The organism is Chromohalobacter sp. 48-RD10, from assembly GCF_029889785.1.
Classification (GTDB): domain Bacteria; phylum Pseudomonadota; class Gammaproteobacteria; order Pseudomonadales; family Halomonadaceae; genus Chromohalobacter.
On the sequence record NZ_JARANX010000002.1, the window covers coordinates 112,967 to 136,379 of the forward strand.

At 59.7% G+C, this 23,413-nt stretch carries 25 protein-coding genes; 14 read left to right on the plus strand and 11 right to left on the minus strand.

Translation table 11 applies throughout. The features are described from left to right. Nucleotides 1-210 precede the first annotated feature (210 nt). From fliF to fliR, 13 genes are all read left to right on the plus strand, one after another. Nucleotides 211-2,019 carry a flagellar basal-body MS-ring/collar protein FliF gene (gene fliF / locus OP496_RS03345; RefSeq protein ID WP_280562051.1) on the plus strand — a complete coding sequence of 603 codons (1,809 nt, stop codon included), beginning with the start codon at nt 211-213 and terminating at the stop codon, nt 2,017-2,019. Further along, nucleotides 2,012-3,007: a flagellar motor switch protein FliG gene (gene fliG / locus OP496_RS03350; RefSeq protein WP_280562052.1), complete on the plus strand. Its 996-nt coding sequence runs from the start codon at nt 2,012-2,014 to the stop codon at nt 3,005-3,007. Before fliF ends, fliG begins: the two co-directional genes overlap by 8 nt. Next, nucleotides 3,000-3,770 carry a flagellar assembly protein FliH gene (locus tag OP496_RS03355; RefSeq protein WP_280562053.1) on the plus strand — a complete coding sequence of 257 codons (771 nt, stop codon included), beginning with the start codon at nt 3,000-3,002 and terminating at the stop codon, nt 3,768-3,770. Before fliG ends, OP496_RS03355 begins: the two co-directional genes overlap by 8 nt. Then, nucleotides 3,763-5,169 (plus strand): flagellar protein export ATPase FliI, encoded by a 1,407-nt coding sequence (gene fliI, locus OP496_RS03360; protein WP_280562054.1) that lies wholly within the window; start codon nt 3,763-3,765, stop codon nt 5,167-5,169. The genes OP496_RS03355 and fliI overlap by 8 nt, the downstream gene beginning before the upstream one ends. A 34-nt stretch (nt 5,170-5,203) precedes the next feature. Further along, the gene (gene fliJ, locus OP496_RS03365) at nt 5,204-5,701 is read left to right on the plus strand and encodes a flagellar export protein FliJ (protein ID WP_280562055.1); all 498 of its coding nucleotides are present in this window, start codon (nt 5,204-5,206) and stop codon (nt 5,699-5,701) included. A gap of 12 nt (nt 5,702-5,713) precedes the next feature. Continuing rightward, nucleotides 5,714-7,114, plus strand: coding sequence for a flagellar hook-length control protein FliK (locus OP496_RS03370; protein WP_280562056.1), 1,401 nt, complete (start codon nt 5,714-5,716; stop codon nt 7,112-7,114). 155 nt (nt 7,115-7,269) lie between these two features. After that, a complete protein-coding gene (gene fliL / locus OP496_RS03375; RefSeq protein ID WP_280562057.1) occupies nt 7,270-7,743 on the plus strand; it encodes a flagellar basal body-associated protein FliL in 474 nt (157 codons plus the stop codon). A 6-nt stretch (nt 7,744-7,749) separates the two neighbouring features. Then, nucleotides 7,750-8,766, plus strand: a complete 1,017-nt coding sequence (fliM, locus tag OP496_RS03380) for a flagellar motor switch protein FliM (protein WP_280562058.1) — start codon at nt 7,750-7,752, stop codon at nt 8,764-8,766. After that, nucleotides 8,759-9,316 carry a flagellar motor switch protein FliN gene (gene fliN / locus OP496_RS03385; RefSeq protein WP_280562059.1) on the plus strand — a complete coding sequence of 186 codons (558 nt, stop codon included), beginning with the start codon at nt 8,759-8,761 and terminating at the stop codon, nt 9,314-9,316. The genes fliM and fliN overlap by 8 nt, the downstream gene beginning before the upstream one ends. After that, nucleotides 9,313-9,789: a flagellar biosynthetic protein FliO gene (gene fliO / locus OP496_RS03390; RefSeq protein WP_280562060.1), complete on the plus strand. Its 477-nt coding sequence runs from the start codon at nt 9,313-9,315 to the stop codon at nt 9,787-9,789. The genes fliN and fliO overlap by 4 nt, the downstream gene beginning before the upstream one ends. Nucleotides 9,790-9,827: 38 nt before the next feature. Beyond that, nucleotides 9,828-10,562: a flagellar type III secretion system pore protein FliP gene (gene fliP / locus OP496_RS03395; protein ID WP_280562376.1), complete on the plus strand. Its 735-nt coding sequence runs from the start codon at nt 9,828-9,830 to the stop codon at nt 10,560-10,562. A gap of 22 nt (nt 10,563-10,584) precedes the next feature. Continuing rightward, nucleotides 10,585-10,854, plus strand: a complete 270-nt coding sequence (gene fliQ, locus OP496_RS03400) for a flagellar biosynthesis protein FliQ (RefSeq protein WP_280562061.1) — start codon at nt 10,585-10,587, stop codon at nt 10,852-10,854. Nucleotides 10,855-10,860: 6 nt separating this feature from the next. Beyond that, a complete protein-coding gene (fliR, locus tag OP496_RS03405) occupies nt 10,861-11,646 on the plus strand; it encodes a flagellar biosynthetic protein FliR (protein WP_280562062.1) in 786 nt (261 codons plus the stop codon). Between the two features lie 88 nt (nt 11,647-11,734). On the opposite strand, the gene flgL is transcribed toward fliR, so the two are convergent. The 11 genes from flgL to flgB form a co-directional block, all read right to left on the minus strand. Then, nucleotides 11,735-12,970, minus strand: a complete 1,236-nt coding sequence (flgL, locus tag OP496_RS03410; protein WP_280562064.1) for a flagellar hook-associated protein FlgL — start codon at nt 12,968-12,970, stop codon at nt 11,735-11,737. Nucleotides 12,971-13,065: 95 nt separating this feature from the next. After that, entirely contained in the window at nt 13,066-14,691 is a 1,626-nt protein-coding gene (gene flgK, locus OP496_RS03415) for a flagellar hook-associated protein FlgK (RefSeq protein WP_280562065.1), read from the minus strand. 121 nt (nt 14,692-14,812) lie between these two features. Then, on the minus strand, nt 14,813-15,937 hold the full coding sequence (gene flgJ, locus OP496_RS03420) for a flagellar assembly peptidoglycan hydrolase FlgJ (RefSeq protein WP_280562066.1): 1,125 nt from the start codon (nt 15,935-15,937) through the stop codon (nt 14,813-14,815). Next, entirely contained in the window at nt 15,937-17,046 is a 1,110-nt protein-coding gene (locus tag OP496_RS03425) for a flagellar basal body P-ring protein FlgI (RefSeq protein WP_280562067.1), read from the minus strand. Before OP496_RS03425 ends, flgJ begins: the two co-directional genes overlap by 1 nt. Nucleotides 17,047-17,080: 34 nt before the next feature. Next, complete coding sequence (locus tag OP496_RS03430; RefSeq protein WP_280562377.1) at nt 17,081-17,767, minus strand: flagellar basal body L-ring protein FlgH; 687 nt, start codon at nt 17,765-17,767, stop codon at nt 17,081-17,083. Nucleotides 17,768-17,853: 86 nt separating this feature from the next. Further along, nucleotides 17,854-18,636 carry a flagellar basal-body rod protein FlgG gene (gene flgG, locus OP496_RS03435; RefSeq protein WP_280562069.1) on the minus strand — a complete coding sequence of 261 codons (783 nt, stop codon included), beginning with the start codon at nt 18,634-18,636 and terminating at the stop codon, nt 17,854-17,856. A gap of 55 nt (nt 18,637-18,691) precedes the next feature. Next, the gene (locus OP496_RS03440) at nt 18,692-19,456 is read right to left on the minus strand and encodes a flagellar basal body rod protein FlgF (RefSeq protein WP_280562070.1); all 765 of its coding nucleotides are present in this window, start codon (nt 19,454-19,456) and stop codon (nt 18,692-18,694) included. A gap of 63 nt (nt 19,457-19,519) precedes the next feature. Then, complete coding sequence (locus OP496_RS03445; RefSeq protein WP_280562071.1) at nt 19,520-20,764, minus strand: flagellar hook protein FlgE; 1,245 nt, start codon at nt 20,762-20,764, stop codon at nt 19,520-19,522. 53 nt (nt 20,765-20,817) lie between these two features. Continuing rightward, nucleotides 20,818-21,525 carry a flagellar hook assembly protein FlgD gene (locus tag OP496_RS03450; RefSeq protein WP_280562072.1) on the minus strand — a complete coding sequence of 236 codons (708 nt, stop codon included), beginning with the start codon at nt 21,523-21,525 and terminating at the stop codon, nt 20,818-20,820. An 11-nt stretch (nt 21,526-21,536) separates the two neighbouring features. Continuing rightward, entirely contained in the window at nt 21,537-21,944 is a 408-nt protein-coding gene (flgC, locus tag OP496_RS03455; protein ID WP_280562074.1) for a flagellar basal body rod protein FlgC, read from the minus strand. Nucleotides 21,945-21,953: 9 nt separating this feature from the next. Then, nucleotides 21,954-22,376, minus strand: a complete 423-nt coding sequence (flgB, locus tag OP496_RS03460; RefSeq protein ID WP_280562076.1) for a flagellar basal body rod protein FlgB — start codon at nt 22,374-22,376, stop codon at nt 21,954-21,956. 211 nt (nt 22,377-22,587) lie between these two features. On the opposite strand from flgB, the gene flgA reads away from it, so the two are divergent. Then, entirely contained in the window at nt 22,588-23,304 is a 717-nt protein-coding gene (gene flgA / locus OP496_RS03465) for a flagellar basal body P-ring formation chaperone FlgA (RefSeq protein WP_280562077.1), read from the plus strand. The last annotated feature ends 109 nt before the right edge of the window (nt 23,305-23,413 follow it).

Consider the following 23,413-nt stretch of genomic DNA (forward strand, 5'->3'; position numbering starts at 1 on the left):
TATCTGCAATTGGGACTTAAAACATCGGCTTTTCCACCCTTTAGGGTTTTCTTGACTCCACATAATGGCCGTCATCACACATACGCTTCGTAACGGTATCGATCGCACCGTCATGAGGCGTCAAACGATGCGCCGAATTCTGGAGTTGGACACCCCCATGCTTGCCGCTGAACCTTTTCAGTGCCTACCCCGGCGTTGCCGGAGGATGACATGAGCACCGCAGCATCCTCTTCGACCGAGGCCAACCAAGGTACATCAGGACAACGTCAAGGCAACGCCGCCTCGGGCGGTGCTCAATCGTTTGTCGCCCGACTGCGTAGTAACCCGCGCGTACCGCTGATTATCGCCGCCGCCGCGAGCGTCGCAGTTATCGCCGCGCTTTTGATGTGGGCAAGCTCCCCCGATTACCGCGTGTTGTATTCGACGCTCACTCAGGAAGATGGCGGAAAGATCGTCTCGGAGCTCGACAGCATGGGCGTGCCCTACGAGTTCAGCGAGAACGGTCAGGCACTGCTGGTACCCGCCGACCGGGTTAACAAGCTACGCATGCAGCTCGCCGAACAAGGCTTGCCGGAAGCCTCCGGCGTGGGCTATGAACTGATGGACGAACAGTCGTTCGGCATCAGCCAGTTCACCGAGCATGTCAATTATCAACGCGCGCTCGAGGGCGAACTGTCGCGCACCATCGAAGACCTTGGGCCGGTCTCTCATGCCCGCGTTCACCTCGCCATGGCCAAGCCGTCAGTCTTCGTCCGCGAGAGCGAGCCCGCCAGCGCTTCCGTCATGCTCGACCTCCAGCGCGGGCGTGTTCTCGGCGAAGGCCAGGTGCAGGCGATCATGCATCTGGTGTCGAGTAGCGTTTCCGAGCTCGCGACCGATGATATTTCCATCGTCGACCAGACAGGCAGCCTGCTCTCTCCTGCCAGTGATGGCAACGACGCGCTCAGCGGCACGCAGCTGGATTACGTTGCCCGCGTCGAGCGCAGCTATGCCGAGCGTATCGAATCGATTCTGGCGCCCATCCTCGGCGCGCGTAACGTCAAGGCCGAAGTCTCCGCCCAGCTCGATTTTTCCAAGCGCGAAGGCACCAGCGAAACCTATTCCCCCAACCAGCCACCCAATGAAGCCGCCGTACGTAGCGAGCAATCGAGCATCACCTACAGCGGTGATTCTGACCTGGCCATGGGGATTCCTGGAGCGTTGAGCAATCAACCTCCCGGTACCGCAGCGTCGCCCATCAATGCACCACAGGAAAACAATGATGGCGAAGGCGACGACACACAAGACGATGACGCTCAGGCTGAGGATGGCGACAACGCTGCGACCCAGGAAAACGCCGCCCTGGGACGCACCAGCCGCGACAACACCATCAATTACGAGGTCGATCACCAGGTCGAGCACGTTCAGCACCAGACCGGTGCCATCGAACGCCTCAATGCCGCCATCGTAGTCAATTACCGCGACGGCGTCGATGAAGATGGCAACCCGGCGCGAGTGCCCCTGAGCGACGACGAGATCGCCAACATCCGCAGCCTCGTACAGCAGGCCATGGGCTTCTCGGCAGCACGTGGCGACCAGCTCAAGGTCGTCAACTCGCCCTTTGACGACACCAACGAAAAGGCCCCCGAACCACCCTGGTGGGAATCTACCTTGTTGTGGTCGCTGGCCGCCACGCTGGGCAAATACCTGCTGATCGGCCTAGTCGCCCTGTTCCTGTGGTTCAAGGTATTGCGCCCGCTGGTTCAACGCCAGACCGAACGCCCTGCCTTTACACCGGCCACGCCAAGTCCTGCCGGTGCGACTGCCGGTGCCGGTGGAGACGGTGGTGCCGAGGCCTATGCAACTACTCAAGCCGAGACAGCTGGCGCCGAGGAAGAACCGCCGGTGCCGCCACAGAAGCGGCGTGAACGGCGCTCAGCCAGCTATGAGCAAAACCTCCGTGACGTACGTGAGATCGCTCAGGAAGACCCGCGTCTCGTCGCCATGATCGTCAGAGGGTGGATGGGTTCCCATGAGTAAGATGAGTGGCGCTCGCCGAAGCGCAATTCTGCTGCTTTCGTTGGACGAGGACAGTGCCGCCGAGGTCTTCAAGTACCTCGGCAATAAGGAGGTCCAGGAAATCAGCCTGGAGATGGCCTCCTTGAATCAAATCTCGCACCAGGAAATGGAGGAGGCTCTCAAAGAGTTCCACGATGAAGTGGAGCAGTTCTCTGCCGTCAACCTGCACAGCAGCGAGCACATTCGAACCGTGCTCACCAAAGCGCTGGGAAGCGAGCGAGCCAACAGCGTGATCGAGGACATTCTCGAGACGACCGGCTCCGCCTCGGGCATCGACGCGCTGAACCTGATGGAGAGTACCACCGTGGCCGAGATGATCCGCGACGAGCATCCGCAGATCATCGCCACCATCGTCATCCACCTGGACCGCAACTTGGCCGCCGATGTGCTCGAACAACTCGATGAGAAGCTGCGCAACGATATCGTGCTGCGTATCGCGACGTTCAGCGGCGTGCAACCAGCGGCATTGCAGGAGCTAACCGAAGTACTCGGCAGCATGCTCGACGGCCAGAACGTCAAGCGCAGCAAGATGGGGGGCGTGAGAACCGCCGCCGAGATCCTCAATCTGATGAACTCGTCCCAAGAAGAAGTCGTCATCGATGCCGTACGGGCGCACAACGACGACCTCGCACAGCGGATCATCGACGAAATGTTCTTGTTCGAGAACATTCTCGACATCGACGATCGTGGTATTCAGCTCATTCTCAAGGAAGTCGATACCAACTCGCTGGTCGTGGCTCTCAAGGGGGCTCAAGAAGCCCTCATCGACAAGATCACTCAAAACATGTCGCAACGTGCGGCCACGCTGATGCGCGAAGACCTCGAAGCACGCGGCCCGGTGCGGGTTTCCCAGGTCGAGACCGAGCAGAAAGCGATCCTGCAGGTGGTGCGCCGCCTGGCCGACAACGGCGAAATCGTATTGAGCGGAGGTGACGACAGCTATGTCTGACAAGCCGCTATCCGACGACGTCATTCATACACCGGACGACCAACGCTGGCGCCCCTGGCGCATGGACGAGCTGCCGCGTGACAGTCACGACGGCAACGATCAACTCGACCGTGCACAACGCTTCGAACAACGCCGGCGCGAGCAGCGTCAGCGTCTCATCGAAGAACGCGAAGCACTGCACCACAAGACCCGCGAAAGCGCCTATCGCGAAGGTTATGACGCCGGCTTCGAAGAAAGCCGCCAGGCCGGTTACGAAAAAGGGCTCCAGGAGGGGCGCGAGGCAGGCGATCAAGAAGCCAAGCGCCAGCTCGACGACGCCCTCGCCCCTCTTGGCCAACTCGCTAGCGAGTTCCGCGCTGCGCTGGATACGATGGACACCCAACTCGCCGACCAGCTCGTCGAGTTGGCCATGCTCACCGGCAAGCACCTGGCCGACGAAGCGTTGATCGCCACACCCGAGCACGTCGTGACGCTGGTTCGCCAGCTACTCCACGAGGAGCCCGTGCTCGACGGCCCCACTCAGTTGTGGCTACACCCCGACGACCTGGCGCTGGTCAACGATCATGTCGGCAACGAGCTCGAAGTCGCTCACTGGACGCTGCACGAAGACGCCTCGCTGCAACGCGGCGGGTGTCGTGCCGAAAGCGCCACCGGCGGACTCGACGCCACGCTCGAGACACGCTGGCAAACCGCGTTGAATCAGCGTCGACAGCGCCATGTCGCACCTTCCCCGGCAACGGGGCCGGAGGCCGGTGATGACTGAGACGCACCTTGCCGACACGCACAACGAGACCTCTCACGGCGCCCATTGGCAGCGCGCCCTAGGTAAGGTCACACAGCGTATCGAGGAGCTGGATACACGTCGCCCCCACGGCAAGATCGTGCGTGCCACCGGCCTGGTGCTCGAAGCGACCGGCTTGCGTCTGCCTCTGGGCAGCGCGTGCCTGGTGGAACTCGCCCAGCATGGGCATACCGAGTATGCCGAAGCCGAAGTGGTTGGTTTTGCCGGAGATCGACTGTTTCTCATGCCGCTAGGCGATACCCAGGGCTTGGTGCCGGGTGCACGCGTGCTGATGCTGGGCAACAATCAGCGCGATGCCGCCAGCGCACGCCGTTTCCCCCTCGGCGACGCACTCCTCGGACGCGTGCTGGACGGCAACGGTCGTGCCCTCGACGGCAAGGGCTCACTGGAGAACGCCCCGCATGCCCCATTGAACACGCGGCCCATCAATCCGCTGGATCGCGCCCCCATCGAGTCCGTGATCGATGTCGGCATTCGTGCCATCAACGGCTTGTTGAGCGTCGGACGTGGGCAGCGCATGGGACTTTTCGCAGGCTCAGGGGTAGGAAAGAGTGTGTTGCTCGGCATGATGTCGCGTTACACCCAGGCCGATGTCATCGTCGTCGGCCTGATCGGCGAGCGTGGTCGCGAGGTCAAGGAGTTCATCGAGAACATCCTGGGCACCGAGGGGCGCGAGCGCGCCGTGGTCGTCGCTGCGCCTGCCGACGTTTCGCCGCTGCAACGCTTGCAAGGTGCCGCCTACGCCACGCGTATCGCCGAAGGCTTCCGTGACGAAGGACGTAACGTCCTGTTGATCATGGACTCCTTGACACGCTACGCCATGGCCATGCGCGAGATCGCCCTCGCAGTGGGCGAACCGCCCGCCACCAAAGGCTATCCGCCGTCCGTCTTCGCGCGCCTGCCCGGACTAGTCGAGCGTGCCGGCAACGGCAAACCCGGCGGGGGGTCAATCACTGCTTTCTATACCGTGCTGACCGAAGGCGACGACCAACAGGACCCCATCGCCGATGCCGCGCGCGCCATTCTCGATGGCCACGTCGTGCTCTCACGAGACCTGTCGGAGAGCGGGCACTACCCCGCCATCGATATCGAAGCCTCGATCAGCCGTGCGATGACCGAGATCACCGAAGGCGCCCACCAGCGTCGGGCGAAACGCTTCAAACAGCTTTTCTCGAGTTATCAACGCAATCGCGACCTGATCAGCGTCGGCGCTTACGCCGCGGGTCACGACCCGCAGCTCGACCGCGCCGTCTCTCTTTATCCGCGTCTCGAAGGTTTTCTCCAGCAGGGAATCTACGAACAAGCCGATGTCACCGCGACGCTGGACGCTCTAGCATCGCTATTTCCGGAGACGCGCTGATGTCATTCACTCTGCATCGCGGTAAGGAGCTCTCATGAACGCACGCTCACCGCTCTCCACACTCAAGGAACTGGCGCAGGAAACCTGCGATCAGGCGGCGCAGTCGGTGGGACACTCCCGTCGCAGTCTGCAGGAAACGCAGCAGCGCCTGGACCAGCTCTTGAACTATCGGCACGAATACCGTCAGCGTCTCGACAAGAGCATGGAGCAGGGCATCGAGCCTGCCAACTGGCACAATTACCAACAGTTTCTGGCCTCCCTCGATCAGGCCATCGCCAGCCAGCGCAAAGTGTTTCACGACCAGCAACGCCAACTCGACCGCCAGCAACAAGCGTGGCAAGGCGAGCGGCGCAAGCTCAACACGTACGATACGCTGGTGTCACGCCGCGAACAGGTCGAACAGAAACGCGCCACGCGGCGTGAGCAGCAGTTCTTCGATGAGATGTCGGCGCGCATGTCGCGCCAGCAGGAAAACGACCGCGGTCTCGACGTCACCTCGACGCATACCACGCATTCCAATAACCGCTTTTGACGAGGCATGCTCATGGATATTGCCCTGCTCACCAACCTTCAAGGCAGTAATCAAGCCTCCGCGTCCAACCTCGGCAACGCGGGCGAGACACGTGGCGGCAGAAATGTCGACGACAGCGCCTCACCGTTTGCAAGCCTCCTCGGCAAGGCCCGTAGCGGCTCGGATGCCAAGGGCGATGCCGGCACCGAATTGCTGTCAAAGGACACCGCAAGTCAGGACGGTAACGATCTCGTCACAGCGCTTAACGAGCTGATGCAAGACGGCGATGATGCCAAGCTGCTCAGCGACTGGCTCGAAAGCGGTGATGCCAGCCAGCTCGAAGCCCTCACTGATCGCCTGGGGGAAATACAGCAAGCGTTGGGCGACGATGCGCAACAGGACGGTTCGGAACTCTCTACCGATGCTCTGGCGGCGCTACTCGTCGCGCAACTGCCGACGAATGCCGCAGCCAATGCTAATGGCACCGCGCAAGCTCAGGGGGGAGCCGGCGGTGCAGTTGCCAGCCAAGGTGGCGAGCTTTCGCTCAACGACATTCAGCAACGCATGCTGCTCATTCAGCAATCCTCCAGCGGCATGCGGGACGGCGCGGGCGATGCCCTCTCGCGCCAGGACCTCATGGCACAGCTGACCAACGCCGCGTCGAACACAGGTAAAGGCCAAGACACTCAGTCTCTCGCCCAACTGATGCAGAACGCACAAAGCGCTTCGGGGCAGTCGTCACAAGGCAATGCCCAAATCTCCCCGGCGGCGGCCTTCGGTGCCACCCTGGTACAACAGGGGCAAGCCGTCGCCGATGCACAACGTGGCGACACACTGACCAGACAGCAGGGCCTGGAACGACAAGGCAACGACTCATCGCTATTCACCAACCTGGGCCACAATGCCACCTCAGGTAATGCCACCAACGCCACCGCTGGTGCCGCTGCCAATGCCAGTGCTGCAGCCGGCGCATCCGCCACCGCGACACTGACGCCCCAAGTCGGCATGGCCGAATGGGGACAATCGCTCGGCCAGCAGGTCGTGCGCATGGCACAGCGCGGTGACCAACAGGCCGAATTGCGGCTGCACCCTCCTGAACTAGGCCCATTGAGCGTTTCGCTCAAGATGGGCGATCAGCAGCAGGCCAACCTGCAGTTCTTCTCCGCTCACGGTACCGTACGTCACGCCCTGGAAGCAGCAATCCCACAATTGCGCGAAGCCCTCGCCGATAGCGGTATCTCCCTGGGCGAGACCTCCGTCGGTGAGCAGGATCAGTTCCAGCAGCAAACCGGTGAGCAACAGGGGCAACCCGGCTCTCGAGGTGACGCCCAAAGTGGGCTATTCGCTGCCGGTGACGCAAACGCTGACATGCAGAGCCTGACCGAAACGCCACTGCAATATATCGCGTCTTCGGGCATTAGCCTTTATGCGTGAGCCTAGCTGCCGATAACACGTGAGGGATGTCCACAGTAGCCGTCTCGACAAAGCCCGAAGTGGCGTGCGTGAAGCTTTCTATTCGAGCAATCGAATAGCCCTTCCTATCGCCATAATCGGCCCACTCATCTACGTCGAAGTGAATGACATAAACGATGGCCAAAACCAACAAGCGCGCCAAGTCCCTATGGCTAATAGGGCTCCTGATCGTCCTGTTCTCGGTCGGCAGCTCCATTGGTGTCTACCTGCTCATGGACTCGCGCCAGGAAGCATCGGCCAACGAAGAGCCGAGCGAGCCCAAAGAGGCACCGGCGCCGATTTTCGTCAAGATCGAACCGTTCACGGTCAACTTGCAGGACGATGAATACAGTGAGCGTCTTCTCTATGTCGGGCTCTCCTTGAAAGTGGGTGACGACAAGACGAAAGAGGTCCTCGAGCAATACATGCCGGAGGTACGCAGTCGCTTGCTGATGCTGCTTTCCAGTCAAAAAGCCGGGGCTCTCGTCAAGCCCGAGGGCAAGCAACGCCTTGCCAATCAGATTCTGACGCTGTTCGACGAACCATTGGCCGAGCCGCAGCCGCCCCTGGACGTCACCGGCGTGCTATTTTCCGAATTCATTGTGCAATAAGACGACATGTCCCAAGACGATCTGCTCTCGCAGGAAGAGATCGACGCGCTCCTAAAGGGCGTGAGCGGTGACGAGGATAGCGCGAAGGAAGACGATACTTCGCGCCAGGGGAAGGTGCGTCCGTTCGATCCCGCCAAGCAGCATCGCATCATACGCGAGCGGCTCCATGCGCTGGATATTATCAACGAACGCTTCGCCCGCCAGTTCCGCGTAGCGCTTTTCAACCTGATGCGGCGTAGCGCCGACATCACGGTTGAAAGCGTTCGCTATCAAAGCTATAGCGAGTTCTCGCGTAACCTCCCGGTGCCCACCAACCTCAATCTGATCACCATGAAACCATTGCGTGGCTCGGCACTGGTGGTATTTCCACCCAGCCTGGTCTTCATGGTGGTCGACAACTTGTTCGGCGGGGACGGACGCTTCCTCACCAAATCCGAGGGACGTGAGTTCACGCGCACCGAACAGCGCATCATCCACCGCATGCTAAAGCTGGCGCTGGAGGGCTACAGCGAATCGTGGAAATCGGTCTATCCCCTGGATATCGAATACATACGATCGGAACTGCAGGTGAAGTTCGCCAATATCACCAACTCGCCCAACGAGATCGTCGTCAACACCACCTTCCACGTCGAGGTCGGCAATCTCTCCAGCGAGTTCAACATCTGCATTCCCTACTCGATGATCGAGCCGATCCGCGACACGCTTGCCAGTCCTCTGCATGACACGCATCCCGACGAGGAGCAGCAGTGGGAAGCGCGCATGGCCCAAGAGATCCGCCACTCGGACGTGGAGCTGACCGCCGATTTCGTCGACATCCCCTTGCGTCTGCGGGATGTCACCCAGCTGTCGGTGGGCGACATCATCCCCATCGAATTACCCGAGGCGGTGAATGTCAGCGTCGACGGTATTCCAGTGATGACGTGCGATTACGGCAGCCAAAAATCCCAACGCGCATTGCGCGTTCGGCACCTCATCGAACACGGCTCGAGCCAAGTTGCAGCGAAGGATCCGAAAGATGACTGATTCCAAGAACCCCGATCAGAAAGGCACCGAGGACGAGTGGGCCGACGCCATGGCAGAGCAAGATGCGTCCAAGGATAGCGATGCATCCAAAGACAGCGATGCGTCCAAAGACAACGACGAAAGCGCTGCCGATGCGGAAGAAGACCTGTGGGCGGCAGCAATGGCCGAGCAACAGTCGACCGAAGAAGAAAGCGCCGACATCACGTCGAGCGAAAACGCATCACGGGCGCAAAATGCCGACCATGAAGTGTTCAAGCAGCTCGACGAGGGAGCAGCCGGCACGACGCCGCGCGACCTCGAGATGATCATGGATATCCCGGTCAAGCTCAGCGTGGAGCTGGGACGTACGCGTATCACCATCAAGCAATTGCTTGAGCTCGCCCAAGGCTCGGTGATCGAACTGGATGGCCTGGCCGGCGAACCCATGGATATTCTCATCAACGGCTATTTGATCGCGCAGGGCGAAGTCGTGGTCGTGGATGACAAGTACGGTATCCGCATCACCGAGATCATCACTCCTTCGGAACGCGTCAAAAAGCTGAACAAATGAGTGTCGCCGACAGTGCACGCGAGGCGGCCGTATCGCTCGACAGTGGCGGTGACGCTGCAATGGGAATGGCCTGGGTCGGCAAGACCGCCCTCTCTCTGGCGCTTATCGTCGCCATTATATTGCTATGTGCCTGGCTGCTGCGCCGCCTGACACCGGGACGTCTGCGCGCGTCCCAACACGTCAAGGTGGTATCCAACACTGCCATCGGCCAACGCGAGCGCGTCACTGTCGTCGAGATCGACGGACGCTGGCTGGTACTCGGCGTCGGTGGCAATCAGGTCACTCTGCTCAAGGATATGCCAGCCGCCGAGGCGAGCGACACACCCATGACGGAGTCTCCGGCTCCGCTTAGCGGCAGCTTCGCCCAACGCTTTCGCCAAGCACTGGCGCAGAATATGGGACGCAAATCGCCGGATTCACCTTCCTCGCAATCTCAGGATGGTGCGACTGCGGACAAGGAATTAGATCGATGAACGTCGCCGCCATCCCCGCTCGGATAGACGTCGCCACCATGCTGCGTCGTGGCCTGGCAATGCTATTGCTAGCCTGGCCCGCGCTGGGCTGGGGGCAGGAACTCCCGGGCATTGTCACCGAACCCACGGGGGACGGCGGTCAGCAATGGTCGTTGAGCCTGCAGACGCTGCTGTTTCTCAGCTCGCTGGCCTTCTTGCCCGCACTGCTCCTGGGCATGACCTGCTTTACCCGCATCATCATCGTGTTGAGCCTGCTGCGCACGGCTATCGGCACCCAGTCGACGCCGCCCAACCAGGTTTTGCTGGGCCTGGCGTTGTTCATGACGTTTTTCATCATGTCACCGGTCATCGACCGTGTGCATGAACAAGCATGGGTACCTTTCTCCGAGGATCAGATCAGCCTCGAACAAGCCATGCAACAAGGCAGTCAGCCTTTTCGTGAGTTCATGTTCGCCCAGACGCGCGAAACCGACCTGGCGCTCTTTGCGCGCATGGCCGACGCCGATGAAATGCAGGGCCCCGAGGATGTCCCGATGCGCCTGCTGATACCGGCCTTCATGACCAGCGAGCTGAAGACCGCGTTCCAGATCGGTTTCAGTATCTTCATTCCGTTTCTGATCATCGACCTGGTGGTCGCCAGTGTGCTGATGGCACTGGGGATGATGATGGTGCCACCGGCGACGATTTCACTGCCCTTCAAGCTCATGCTATTCGTGCTCGTCGACGGTTGGAATTTGCTCATCGGCTCGCTGGCCGACAGCTTCTATATGTAGGCAGAGATAGAGAGACGCTACCATGACACCTGAAATGGTCATGGGGCTGGCATATCAGGGCATGAAAGTTACGCTGATGCTCGCCGGCCCCCTGTTGATGACAGCCTTGCTGATCGGCCTGCTGGTCAGCTTGTTTCAAGCGGCGACGCAAATCAATGAGATGACGTTGACCTTCATCCCCAAGATACTGGGCGTCTTCGGCGCTTTGGTCGTGGCAGGCCCGTGGTTGATTCAAACCATGATCGACTTTACCCGCAATTTGTTTCAGAACCTGCCTACGATGGTCAGCTAGACGTCTATGGTTCAGGTAACGTTCGACCAATTGCATGAATGGCTGACGCTATTCTTTTGGCCGTTCGTGCGCATCCTGGCCTTCCTCACGGCCACGCCGATATGGAACCAGCATGGCGTACCGCGCCAGGTTTCGATCGTACTGGGCGCACTGTTGGCGGTGGTCATCGCACCGACGCTGCCCCCCATGCCCGACACGCCGATCTTCTCGGTCGCAGCACTTGGCATCTTCATGCAGGAAATGCTGATCGGGGTCGCCATGGGTATGGTACTCCGCGTGACCATCGCGGTGGTGCAAGCCGCCGGCGAATTCATCGGTCTGCAAATGGGGCTGGCGTTTGCCACCTTCTTCACGCCGGGCGTGGGTAACAGCATGGTGCTGTCGCGCATCTTTCAGATGATCACCCTGCTCATGTTCCTGGCGCTCAACGGCCATTTGATGACGCTGGAGATACTCGCCAACTCATTCCAGACTCTGCCCATCGGCGGCCCTAGAGTGGATGGCAGCGCCGGCGAGCTCATCGCCTACTGGGGAGATGAACTATTCAAGTCCGGCGTGCTGATGGCATTGCCCTTGATCGTCTCGCTACTGATCATCAACCTGACGCTTGGAGTCCTCAACCGCGCCTCGCCGCAGTTGTCGATCTTCTCGATAGGCTTTCCCATGACCCTGACCACTGGCGTCGTGTTGCTGATGGCACTGATGCCGGACCTGCTGCGCTTTCTGGAAATCATCTTCAGCGACAGCCTGAATACCATGCAGGAAGTGGTGCAGCGTCTAGCGGGCGGCTAGGCTGCCTATCCAACTGAACGCAAAACGCCACGTCCTTGCGGACGTGGCGTTTTGCGTTCGGGCACGATCTACGAGGTTCGACCGGTATCTAGTTGAGATACTGGAACAGGGACATCTGCTGGATATCGGCAAACGATTTCTGTGATGCCTGGAGCCCGACTTTACTCAGCATGTAATCCGAGATTGCCGAGTTGTAATCCAGATCGACCAGATCGGATCGCGTCTGCTCGTAAGCAATCTCGCGGTTACCGCCGACATCGTCCAGGGCGTCAAGCTCATTCATGCGTGCGCCGACAGAGGCCCGGGTGGTCAGCACGTTATCCAGCGAGGCATCCAACTTGCGGCTCGCGGTAGACAGGGTGTTGTCCAGCGCGGCCTGATCGGCATCGGTCTCGACGGGCTGACGCAGGGCATTGATGGTATCGCCGAGGGTCTTGAACAGGCTGGCCTGCTCTTGGCTCATATCAGCACCCGGCGTGACGCTCAACGAATCGCCGTCTGCCGGCTCACCTTCCATCGTAAGTGCCAGGCCACCGAATTCGATGGTCTCGCCATCAGTGTAATCAGCCGTTGTCACTTCATCAGTGTTGGCGTTGGTAACGGTATATTCGAGGTCACCGTCATTCTCAGCGAACGAGACCTCATAAGAATCACCGTAGCCTTCGGCATCGGCATCACGGACATCAGGCCCCGAGAACGTCATACTCCCCGTATTCCCCTCGCCGGCTTCGGCGATATACTCGCTACCCGACGAGAATTTCGTGAACACATCGGCGCCCGTGTCGCTGGTGGCCATCGACCGCTCGGCATCGATTTTCTGATGCTTGACGTTATCGTCACCCTTGTAACTAACGGTATCGACACTGCCGTCGTGACTGGTGCGCGAGAAAGCCTTGGCGTTGTCCTCGTAACCGCTGAACAGATAGGTACCGTTGCCATCAGTGGTATTGGCCTGCCCCACCAGGGTTTCGAACGTGCCCTCGAGGTCAGACGCCAGCGACTCACGGTCGGCATCGCTCAAGGTACCGTTACCGGCTTGCACGACCATGGACTTGGCCGAGCCGATGGCATCGCTGACGCTGTCGAGGACGCTTTCTTCCTGACTCAGAGAATTCCGCGCGGTCGTTCGGCTACTTTCCTGCTGCGCGTTGACAGCCAAAGACTGCGACACGCCTACCGCGCGCGAGGCGGCACGCGGATCATCGGAAGGATTCACCACACGCTTACCGGAAGCGATCTGCTGACCGACCTCCGTGAAATCGGCCTGCTGGCGGTTCATCGCCGAAACGCCCTGCTCGTACATCGTCACGGTGCTGATACGCATGTTTGCTTACCTCGTCACCACGCTGAGTTCACCCAGCGCCGTATTGTATTCGGGAACGAAACCCACAAAATCACTGCGTCGCTCGATCAGCGACATCAACGCAACTGCAGAACCGAATCGAGGACGCTCGACCCCACATCGATGACCCGTGCATTGGCCTGGTAATACTGCTGATAACGGACCAGATTGGCGTACTCTTCATCCAGGTTCACGCCCGACTCAGACTGCTGATACTCGCGCAGTTGCTCGGTGAGTCCCGATTGCGCGTCCAGGTTGACCTGCGTGATGTTGGTGGTATTACCCACGTCATTGACCAGGGAGGCGTAAGCGTCGCTGACCGACGATGTTCCGCCGACGATTTTCTCGCTCTGCAAGTCGAGCAGCGACAGAGCGTTTTCATTGTTACCGCTACCGCCTTCACTACTCGCAGCGGCAATCTCCGAGCCCTCGCTGATCGCCACTTCGAAGTCCTGCGACGCGGTGCGCGTGGGCTGCAGCATAAAGCTATCGCCTTCTTGGACGTCACCTGAGAACGTCAAGGAAACGCCATCCACCGTCATTTCACCAGTATCCGGATCCGGCAGCGTGGTCGTTTTGCCATCGGAAAGCCGCTCGGCCTCGTAAACGCCGTCATCTTCGGTGGCGGTAATACGATAATCGCTCGATGTCAGCTCGCTGACATCGCTGTATTCGGCAGTGACCTCACCGTTGCCGTCATTCTCGCTATTGCTCATCACGCGCGGCGAGCCAATATTGAAGAAGGCCTCGCCATCGTCACCGTTGAGATCCTTGCCATTTTCGTGGATGGCATTGAACTCCGAGCCGAGCACCGCTGTCATGCGACCGAGCTGGTTCTGTACGCTGTCCAGCGTTTCACTGCGGAACGACAGCAAGCCACCCAGCTCGCCGTTCTCGAAAGCGCTCTCATCGATCTGATTGACGTTGCCCCCCGCGTCTCGATAACCGATCACCGTACGCGATGGATCTTCGCTGGAGGACACCGCTTCGAGGTCATGGCTTTTCGTGCCCGAGACCAGCGGCTGGCCATTTTCCAGATTGATGTTGTAAGTATCGCCATCCTGGACGTTCAGGTCCGCGCCCACCAATTCATTGAGATCGGACACCAGCTTGTCGCGCTTGTCGAGCAGCGTATTAGGCTCTTCGCCGGACTTGGCACGCGCCTGGGTGATCTGGTCATTGAGCGAGGCAATCTGCGTGGCGGTGTTGTTGATGTCCGTCACTGCCCCTTCGAGCTGCCCATTGAGGCTGCTGCGCATGTCGCCCAGGTAGGAGTCGAACGACCGAAACTGCGCCGCCATGGACGACGCCGAACCCAGCACTCCTTCGCGAGCGGCGGGATCGGATGCTGCGCCGGAGAGATCGTCCAGGCTGGAGAAGAAGTCCTGCATCAGGGGCGCTAGCCCCGCTTCACTATCGGCCAGCAGGTTATCAATCTGCGAAACCTGACTCTGATAGCTTTCCAGAGCACTTGTCTGGCTATTGGCGTCGTTGTACTGCTCGGTGACGTAGCTGTTGAACTGGCGCTGCACCTCGTCGACCGAGACCCCTGTGCCCGTCGAGCCATTGCTGTAACTTTCCCCGAGAATCGGCAACTGGCGGTTATAGCCTTCGGTGTTGACATTGCTCAGGTTGTTACTGGTGGTCGACAACGCTGCCTGGGCCGCATTGAGGCCACTCTGGCCAATCGAGAAAATGCTCATGACACGTTTTCCTGGCTAGGGGCACCGGACGCTATAGGAAAGGTGGCCGGTACGACGAATAAGGGTTACTTGTTATATCGGCAAGTCCGCGCAGGGCTTGAGGAAAAATCCATGCGACCGCTCAGAAAATACCCGTGGGCATACGCGACATACCATAGGGGTCGGCATCGTCAGCCGCTTCACCCGTCCCGGAGCGCTCGCTGGCACTGGCCAGCGCCGGACCGCTTTCGAGGCCATCATCGATCTGATCCATGACCTCGATCACCTTATCGGCATAATTCGGGTCGGTAGCATAACCGCCGGATTGCAAGGCACGCGCCGCATTCTGCGCTGTCGATGCCGTGACCACATCGGCATAACGCGGATCATCACCGATCAAGTGTGCGTAGTCCTTGAAGGCGGCCTCAAAGGAGTCGTAAACACGGAAGTCATCGCTTTGCTGGCGGGCACGTCCATCGACATACTCCGTGGTCATGATGCTCGTGGCGTCACCGTCCCAGCCATCGCTGGCCTTGATACCGAAGAGGTTATGGCTATTGCCGCCATCGCGGGTGGGGATCTCGCGCTCGCCCCAACCGGTTTCCAATGCCGCTTGCGCCAGAATCAATGACGCGGGTACACCGCTATCCTGGGCAGCCGCCTCGGCAGGCTCACGCAAGCGCGACAAGAATTCTTCGACATGCGGCGCCGCACGTGTCTCACCCGTATCGGCCTCCGCCACCGATGGTCGTGTCGCGCGATTTTCCGCCGCATCCGGCGTCGCCGACCCTGCAGACGAGGCACCGGATGCCTGCATCGCAGCGTCATCCTTGGTGACTGTATCCTCGGGAACTGTATCTTTGGGAGCTGTATCTTTGGGAACTACAGGATCGCTCAACACACGTGGCGTACCACGCGGGATACCGGCAATCAGATCGCTGCGCGTCACGGCGTCATCGCGGCCGACAATGCCTCTACCCTGCAACTGCTCGACCAGCATGTCCGAGAGCCCGATATCACCCGAGAGCTTTTGTGCCCATTGCTTGTCGAGCATCGACGTATAGGTATCGGTCGCATTGCTGTTGAGCAGATCGGACTGTGGAATCGCATCTCGCATGCTCTTGAGCATCATCTGCAGGAACACGGCCTCAAACTGATCCGCCGCTTGGGAGAGCCCCTTCTCGGGCGATTGACTCGCCGTATGCTTGAGCCGCGACAAGGACTGAACATCGAGTGCGAACTGATTGCTGAGCCCATCGACACTCATCAAATGATCTCCAGTTCCGCATTGAGCGCGCCTGCGGACTTCAGCGCCTGCAGAATCGACATCAAGTCCTGGGGTGAAGCGCCCAGCGCATTGAGCGCGTTAACGACATCCATGAGATCGGCGCTGGTATTGACCATTTGCAGCGCCCCGCCTTCCTGTTGGATGGAAATATCTGCATCCGGCACCACCGCGGTATCGCCCTCGCTCAGAGGATTGGGCTGACTGACCTGAGGAGTGGAATCGATGGTCACCGAGAGATTGCCGTGCGCCACCGCCGCGCGATCCAGAGTCACCTCACGATTGAGGACCACCGAACCGGTACGCGAATTGACGATGACCTTGGCCGGGCCTTGGTTGGGCGTGACATCCAGGTTCTGGATACGTGCCATGAAATTGACCCGCGAGTTGCTGTCACTGGGCGATTTCAAGCGAATCAAGCGACCGTCCATCGCCGCTGCCACGGGCGTACCGAACTCCTGATTGATGGCCTCGACCACACGCTGCGCCGTGGTGAAGTCGGACTCATTGAGGTAAAGATCCAGCGTGCCGTCACCGTGCCCCAGGCGCAGGGCCACTTCCTGCTCGACCGTGGCCCCACCGGGGATCCGCCCGGCCGCCGTGTGATTGACCTGAACACTGTTGCCGGCCTGCTGGGCACCCACACCACCGACTAGCAAATTGCCCTGTGCCATCGCGTATACGTTGCCATCCACCCCGCGCAGCGGCGTCATCAGTAGCGTGCCGCCACGCAGGCTGTCGGCGTTCCCCATCGAGGAAACGGTGATATCCATGTCCTGGCCCTGACGCGCGAAGGGAGGCATCTGCGCCGTCACCATGACGGCGGCTACGTTGCGCAGCTGCATATTGGTACCTTCGGGAACGCTCACGCCCAACTGCGAGAGCATGTTGATCAACGTCTGACCCGTAAACGGCGTCTGCGTCGTCTGATCGCCCGTGCCATCCAAGCCCACGACCAAGCCGTAGCCCACTAGCTGGTTCTCGCGGACCCCGGCAAAGCTCGCCAGGTCACGAATGCGTTCGGCCTGCGCGGGAGCGGCGCAGACCCCGCACAACAGCAGCACGCCCATCCAGCGCAGCAAACTTCTCATGGCGTATCTCATCCTCATCAGAAAGGCGCACTCATCAGAAAGGCGCAATATTCAGCCAGAGACGCTGGAGCCAACCCATGTGCTGCGCCTCGTTGATATAACCATCACCCACGTATTCGATACGTGCATCGGCTACCTGCCCAGAAGGCACGGTGTTCTGCGTCGTCACCGAACGTGGATCGACGACTCCGGAGAAACGGATGTACTCGGTGCCCTGATTGATGGCGATACGCTTTTCCCCACGAATGCTTAGATTGCCGTTGGGCCGAATATCCACCACCGTCGCCGTCAAGGTGCCGGTGAACGTATTACTGGCACTCGCGCCACCGCTGCCTTCGAAATCGTTCTCGCCAGAGACATCCAGGCCGTTGTCCTCGAGAAAGCTCATCAGGTCAGGGATCGTCTCCAGATCCAGTCCCATGCTGCCCTCACGGTTGGCATTGGCCGAGGAATCCTTGCTGGCACTGACATCTTCGTTGATCGTGATCGTGATGATGTCGCCGAGCTGACGCGGACGCCGATCCTGAAAGAGCGGCTGATATCCGTAGCGCGCCTGATAAATCGCCCCATTGGGCTGCGACATTGGCGCCTCGGGATAGCTCACCGGCCCGGTATCCGGCACCACCGACTCATGCGGCAACTGTGCGCAGCCACTCATCATCAATAGCACGAGCAGACATAGCCCCCGCGCCAAGATGCCAAGCCCGTCGCGGCCAGCCATGAATCCGCCCATCACCGAGCGCGGCCTATCGTCGTCGGTTACGCTCATCCCTCTTTCCACGTCCACCCTTTTCACGACGCGACTCCTCACAGCTGCGTCAGGCGCGACAGCATCTGATCGGACGTTTCCACCGCCTTGCTGTTGATTTCATAGGCACGCTGGGTCTCGATCATGCTGACCATCTCCTCCACCACGTTGACGTTGGAGGTCTCGACGTAGCCTTGATACAACCGCCCAGCACCTTCCATGCCCGGAATCAACTCATTGCGGGGACCGGAGGCATCGGTTTCCTGATAGAGGTTCTCGCCCATGCTCTCCAAGCCGGCAGGGTTGATGAACTTGGACACCATGAGCTGGCCGACTTCCTGCGTGCCAGTGTCGCCGGGCTGCGTCACGGACACCACGCCATCCTGGGAAACCGACACCGACAGCGCGTTTTCCGGGATCACGATGGGCGGCTCCAGCGGATAGCCCCCCGCAGTGACCATCTGACCGTTCTCATCGATCTGGAAGCTGCCGTCACGGGTATACGCCGAGCTACCGTCAGGCATCTGCACCGCAAAGAAGCCATCGCCATTGATAGCCATATCCTTGGAGTTATCGGTGTTCTGCAAGCCGCCCTGAGTATGCAAACGCTCGGTGGCAACCGGGCGCACCCCGGTACCTACCTGCAAGCCGGAAGGCAGCGTATCCACCGCTGAGGCCTGCGCACCGGGCTGACGCACGTTCTGATAGAGCAGGTCCTCGAACACGGGCCGCGAGCGCTTGAAGCCATTGGTCGAAACGTTAGCCAGATTGTTGGAAATGACATCGAGCTTGACCTGTTGGGATTCAAGCCCCGTCTTGGCCGTCCACAGCGATCTAATCATGACTCTTACCTGTTAGAGGGCACCGCGGAGCGGTGCCGGAAATTCGTGGGCGCGATTAGGCTTGAATCGACAACAAGCTATTGGCGCGTTGCGCGTTCTGGTCGGCGCTTTCGATCACCTTCATCAGCATATCGTAGCGACGCGCGCCATCGATCATGGAAACCATGGCATCGGTGGCGCTGACGTTACTGCCTTCCAGTACGCCGGATTGCAGACGCGCATCCTCGTCCTGGGGTTGCGGTGCTGCTATCTCGGCATCCTCACCCGGCGGCAGGCGAAACCAGCCATCGTCGCCACGCGTCAATGCCTGCTGATCCGGCGTGACCAGCTTCAAACGCTCCACCTGCGCGATTTCATCGGGATTGGCCCCGGCCTCGATGACACTGATCGAACCATCCGAGCCAATCGAGAAATCCGCATCCGGCGGCACCACGACCGGGGCGTTGTTATCGCCCATGACGGGCTCGCCCTTGACGGTCAACATGCCATCCGCATTGACCTGCAGATCGCCACGCTTGGTATAGGCCTCGCCACCTTGCGGATCCTGAATCGCAAGGAAGGCATCGTCTTGCATCGCGACATCCAGGCGCCGCCCTGTCGCGTTCATGGTACCCGGCGAGAAGTCGGTACCCGGGGTCGTCGCCGCCACCGTGGAACGTGTTGCCAGGCGGCCGTCACCTTCCACCGGCACCGCGCGCATCGCATCGAGTTCAGCGCGAAACCCCGGTGTCGAGACGTTGGACAGATTGTGACTGACCACTGCCTGCTGATTCATCGATTGGCTGGCGCCGCTACCGGCGGTATAGATAATCCGATCCATGCTGATCGTCCTGCTCGACTCACAACGAATGAAGCCGACCAAAACGGCCGGCCGGCTTAGGCGTTAACGCAAGTTGGTAACCGCTTCCATGACGTCGGATTGCGTCTGAATGGCATTGTTGTTGGCCTGGAAGTTGCGCTGGGCGATGATCATGTCCACCAGCTCCTGCGTCAGGTCGACGTTGGAGGCTTCCACGGTGCCCGATTCCAGACTCCCGAGCTGACCGGTGCCCGCCTGCCCCGTCAATGCCGCGCCAGACGCATCGGTCGCCGTCCACAGGTTGTCGCCCTGTGGTGACAAACCCTCGGGATTGCGGAAGTCGGCCATCCCGATGGTGCCCACTTCGCCGCTATTGCCGTTGGAATAGTTGGCCATGATTTCACCGTTCTCGGTGATGTCCACGCCCACGAAAGTACCCGAGCTACGTCCGTCCTGAGCAAAGTTTCTCAGCTCAAAATCGGCGCCATACTGGGTGGTATTAGCGAGGTCGATATCGAACTCAGGATTATCGGCACCGACGTTGACCGTCCCACCTTGGGTTAAATCAAAGCCCATGTTTTCAAGCTGTGCGCCGCTCTCGATTGCCCCATTGGAATCGAAAGTGATCTGATTACCACCCGACGCAGAGAAGTCATTGTCGCTGAAAACAGCAGCACCATCCGGGTCATAAGGATTAGAAATTGACGCCCGAGTTTCCCATTGATTAGCCCCTGTCTTCGTATAATAGAGCGTCATGTCATGCCCGACACCTTGTGAGTCATAGACGCTCCCAGCGTTGGTTGCATAGGAATATGTGTCTGCGTTCTCGGGATCAAAATCGACGGGATCACCCGTATCACCCCCACGATCAATCGTTTCGGCCTCGGCATCCAAGTTGAACTCGGCTTGAACGCCAGTTTGAGTGCCCGTTGCCTGAGACCCCTGACTAAACTCGGTGATCTGGAGCTCTTCACCCTGCTGGTCGGTCAGACGTGCGCCCTGGGCGTTCTCGAAATAGCCGTCGGCGCTCATCGTCAACTGACCGTTGCGCGAATACGCCATTTGCTCGTTCTGTGAAAACTGGAAGAAGCCATCGCCGGCGATGGCCAGGTCGAGACTACGTCCGGTGGTTTCGAGACTGCCGGTACCGAAGTCCTGCACCGTGTCCGAGACGCGCGTGCCCAGCCCCTGGCCGTTAGCGAAGATATCCGCAAACTGCGTCGTGCCACTCTTGAACCCCACGGTCTGCGAGTTGGAGATATTGTTGCCGATGGTGTCCAACTGCGACGAGGCTGCGTTAACCCCGCTCAATGATTGTGAAAAGCCCATTTTCCCTTCCCCGCGTTATAGAAGTCGTAAAAACATCAAAGAGTAAGTCGTGATCAAAGAATCTGGCGCACGTCGTCGAGGGCGACGCTATCGGATGTTCCCAAGTCGAGGGTCGGCCCGCTCTCACCAGAGGTCACCCCCTGCACCATGGCGTAGTTGAGCGGCGTGGCGGAGACGTCTTCACCACCGACCTTGGCCGTCATCTCAACGTTATAGGCGCCTTCAGCCACGGGATTACCATCCATCCCCGTACCCGACCAATCGAAAGCCTGCACGCCCGCCGGCACGTTTTCCTCGACACTCTGGTGGACCACCTGGCCGGAGCCATTGGTGATGGTGATCTCGAGCTCGTCGGCACCCGTTTCCAGCTCGGCGCCCAGCGGTGTGGCCACGGTGCCGCCATCTTCACCTTCACCCACGCGCACGGTACTGCCCGGCACCATCACGCCCTGGCCGATCAACGACGAAGCCTGCATTGTCTTGCCGGCATCGATCTGATTGTTGATCTCGCCCAGCGAATCGTTGAGGTCCTGAATGCCGCTGACGGTGTTGATCTGTGCCAGCTGCGCCGTCATATCCGAGTTGTCCATCGGCTTCGTCGGATCTTGGTTCTGCATCTGGGTGATCAACAACGTCATGAAGCGGTCGTTGAGATCCTGCGAGGACTTCGTACCCGTGGTACGGGTCTCGTTCGCGTCATTGGCATTGGGCGTGCCGTTGATCGTGGCAAGCGTATTGCTGCCGATTACCGAGCTAGCCATCTCTCTCTCCGTTAACCTTGTCCGATGGTGAGCGTCTGACTCATCAGTGACTTACTGGTGTTCATGACCTCGACATTGGCCTGGTAGGAACGTGATGCCGCGATCATGTCGACCATTTCGTCGGCCGGATCGACATTGGGCATGGCCACGTAGCCATCTTCATTTACCAGGGGATGCTCGGGGCGGTACTCCATACGCGGTGGTGAATCGTCCTCGACCACCTCGGTCGCACGCACACCGCCCAGCTCACTGCCACCTTGGGACTGAGCCTGAAACATGACGTGCTTGGCGCGATACGGCTCGCCATCGGGGCCAGCCACGCTATCGGCATTGGCCATATTGCTGGCGGTGGTATTCATGCGCTGCGACTGCGCACTCATCGCCGAGGAGGAAATATCGAAAATGCTGAACATGGACATAGCGATTCCTTACCTTTCAGGCTGCATGGCACCTTTGATGCCCTGAATCTTGCTCGTCAAAATCGTCGTATTGGCCTGATAGCGCAGTGCGTTGTCGGCGAACGCGGTACGCTCGCGATCCATATCAACGGTATTGCCATCCAGGCTCGGCTGCTCAGGCACGCGGTACAGCAGATCATGGACACCGCCGTCACCCGCTGCCTGAGCAGGAATGTGGCGCGCGGACGTCGTGGTCAGCGACAAGCCGCCTTCACGGCCGCTCCCGCCAGACTCCATGGCGCGATCCAGCTCCGCCGAAAAGTCGAAATCGCGCGCCTTGTAATTCGGCGTATCGGCATTGGCAATATTGTTGGCCAATACCTTCTGGCGCTCGTGGCGAAGGCTAAGTGCCTCCTGATGGTGATCCAGGTAGCCTGAAAGCTTGTCGATCATGCCCTGTGTCCCTGTCATCGCGTTCGTGTCGCGGTTCGTTCCCCTTCATGAGATATGGGGAAATGTGCACGGTGCAGAATAGACGCGCCGCCGTCACAGCAAACGACTAAACAGGCCGACATTTGAGCGCCATTTCCACCTTTGCTTGTTGCAGTCTCGCACTAGAATCGTGCCATCGGCTTTCGATCTAGCACTCTTTCAGGTTCACTCAATGCAGCGCATCGTTGGCAAGGCAATTCGAGCACTTAACCACACGTGCCTGTTCAGCGGGTTCGTTGGCTTGTTGATGCTCGCGATAACGCCCGCAGCGCTAGCGACGCCGGATGACGACATCGCCCATGCCGCCCGACATTTCTTGATGAGTCAGGCCGCATCCCTGGGAGACGATGTTGGGGTCGAGCTTAAAAGCGATACCTCGCGGCTTCCCGAATGCCACTCGCCGCAGCCGTTTCTACCTCGCGAAGGTGTCCCACAGGGGCGGGTCATGGTCGGCATACGTTGCAGCAACGATGAGCAGGTACGCTATGTGCAGGCCACCGTCTCCGCCAGCGTGCGCTTTTTGGTAGCGTCCACAGCCATCAAGCGTGGTGATCGCCTTAGTGCCGACATGCTCGACTGGGAACGCGCCGATGTCTCGCGCCGCCCTCGCAATGCCCTTGATGACCCCAGCCAGGCCATCGGCAAGGTCGTCACTCAGCGCCTTGCCCAAGGCATGGCATTGCGCGGTGACAGGCTTCGCCAGCCTTATCTCGTCCATCGCGGCGAATCCGTGACGCTCATTGCTGGCGGCGAGGGCTTTTCGGTGACGCGCGAAGGCGAGGCATTGAACAATGGTGGCAAAGGCGACTCGATCCGCGCCCGCATGCCGGATGGAAACGTACTTCGAGGCCAGGTCGATGCACGAGGAAGACTCGCAGTCCGTTACTGATAGACACGTCGACAGACGCTACAATGCAGGCAGCGTGGCAGTGGCTCACCTCATGCAAAAAGGTGCGGTCAATGCCCTACAGTTTTTGTCACCGTGGCCGATACAGGGT

Bases quoted from the DNA above. Each gene is read 5' to 3' on its own strand.
- OP496_RS03445 (WP_280562071.1), bottom strand. From the start codon at position 20,764: ATGGGCTTTTCACAATCATTGAGCGGGGTTAACGCAGCCTCGTCGCAG.
- flgG (WP_280562069.1), bottom strand. From the start codon at position 18,636: ATGATTAGATCGCTGTGGACGGCCAAGACGGGGCTTGAATCCCAACAG.
- flgL (WP_280562064.1), bottom strand. From the start codon at position 12,970: ATGCGTATCAGCACCGTGACGATGTACGAGCAGGGCGTTTCGGCGATG.
- fliQ (WP_280562061.1), top strand. From the start codon at position 10,585: ATGACACCTGAAATGGTCATGGGGCTGGCATATCAGGGCATGAAAGTT.
- OP496_RS03430 (WP_280562377.1), bottom strand. From the start codon at position 17,767: ATGGCTGGCCGCGACGGGCTTGGCATCTTGGCGCGGGGGCTATGTCTG.
- OP496_RS03425 (WP_280562067.1), bottom strand. From the start codon at position 17,046: ATGAGAAGTTTGCTGCGCTGGATGGGCGTGCTGCTGTTGTGCGGGGTC.
- OP496_RS03370 (WP_280562056.1), top strand. From the start codon at position 5,714: ATGGATATTGCCCTGCTCACCAACCTTCAAGGCAGTAATCAAGCCTCC.
- flgK (WP_280562065.1), bottom strand. From the start codon at position 14,691: ATGAGCATTTTCTCGATTGGCCAGAGTGGCCTCAATGCGGCCCAGGCA.
- fliP (WP_280562376.1), top strand. From the start codon at position 9,828: ATGCTGCGTCGTGGCCTGGCAATGCTATTGCTAGCCTGGCCCGCGCTG.
- flgB (WP_280562076.1), bottom strand. From the start codon at position 22,376: ATGATCGACAAGCTTTCAGGCTACCTGGATCACCATCAGGAGGCACTT.
- fliL (WP_280562057.1), top strand. From the start codon at position 7,270: ATGGCCAAAACCAACAAGCGCGCCAAGTCCCTATGGCTAATAGGGCTC.
- fliO (WP_280562060.1), top strand. From the start codon at position 9,313: ATGAGTGTCGCCGACAGTGCACGCGAGGCGGCCGTATCGCTCGACAGT.
- OP496_RS03440 (WP_280562070.1), bottom strand. From the start codon at position 19,456: ATGGATCGGATTATCTATACCGCCGGTAGCGGCGCCAGCCAATCGATG.
- OP496_RS03450 (WP_280562072.1), bottom strand. From the start codon at position 21,525: ATGGCTAGCTCGGTAATCGGCAGCAATACGCTTGCCACGATCAACGGC.
- fliI (WP_280562054.1), top strand. From the start codon at position 3,763: ATGACTGAGACGCACCTTGCCGACACGCACAACGAGACCTCTCACGGC.
- fliN (WP_280562059.1), top strand. From the start codon at position 8,759: ATGACTGATTCCAAGAACCCCGATCAGAAAGGCACCGAGGACGAGTGG.
- fliJ (WP_280562055.1), top strand. From the start codon at position 5,204: ATGAACGCACGCTCACCGCTCTCCACACTCAAGGAACTGGCGCAGGAA.
- flgC (WP_280562074.1), bottom strand. From the start codon at position 21,944: ATGTCCATGTTCAGCATTTTCGATATTTCCTCCTCGGCGATGAGTGCG.
- OP496_RS03355 (WP_280562053.1), top strand. From the start codon at position 3,000: ATGTCTGACAAGCCGCTATCCGACGACGTCATTCATACACCGGACGAC.
- flgJ (WP_280562066.1), bottom strand. From the start codon at position 15,937: ATGAGTGTCGATGGGCTCAGCAATCAGTTCGCACTCGATGTTCAGTCC.
- fliF (WP_280562051.1), top strand. From the start codon at position 211: ATGAGCACCGCAGCATCCTCTTCGACCGAGGCCAACCAAGGTACATCA.
- fliR (WP_280562062.1), top strand. From the start codon at position 10,861: ATGGTTCAGGTAACGTTCGACCAATTGCATGAATGGCTGACGCTATTC.
- fliM (WP_280562058.1), top strand. From the start codon at position 7,750: ATGTCCCAAGACGATCTGCTCTCGCAGGAAGAGATCGACGCGCTCCTA.
- fliG (WP_280562052.1), top strand. From the start codon at position 2,012: ATGAGTAAGATGAGTGGCGCTCGCCGAAGCGCAATTCTGCTGCTTTCG.
- flgA (WP_280562077.1), top strand. From the start codon at position 22,588: ATGCAGCGCATCGTTGGCAAGGCAATTCGAGCACTTAACCACACGTGC.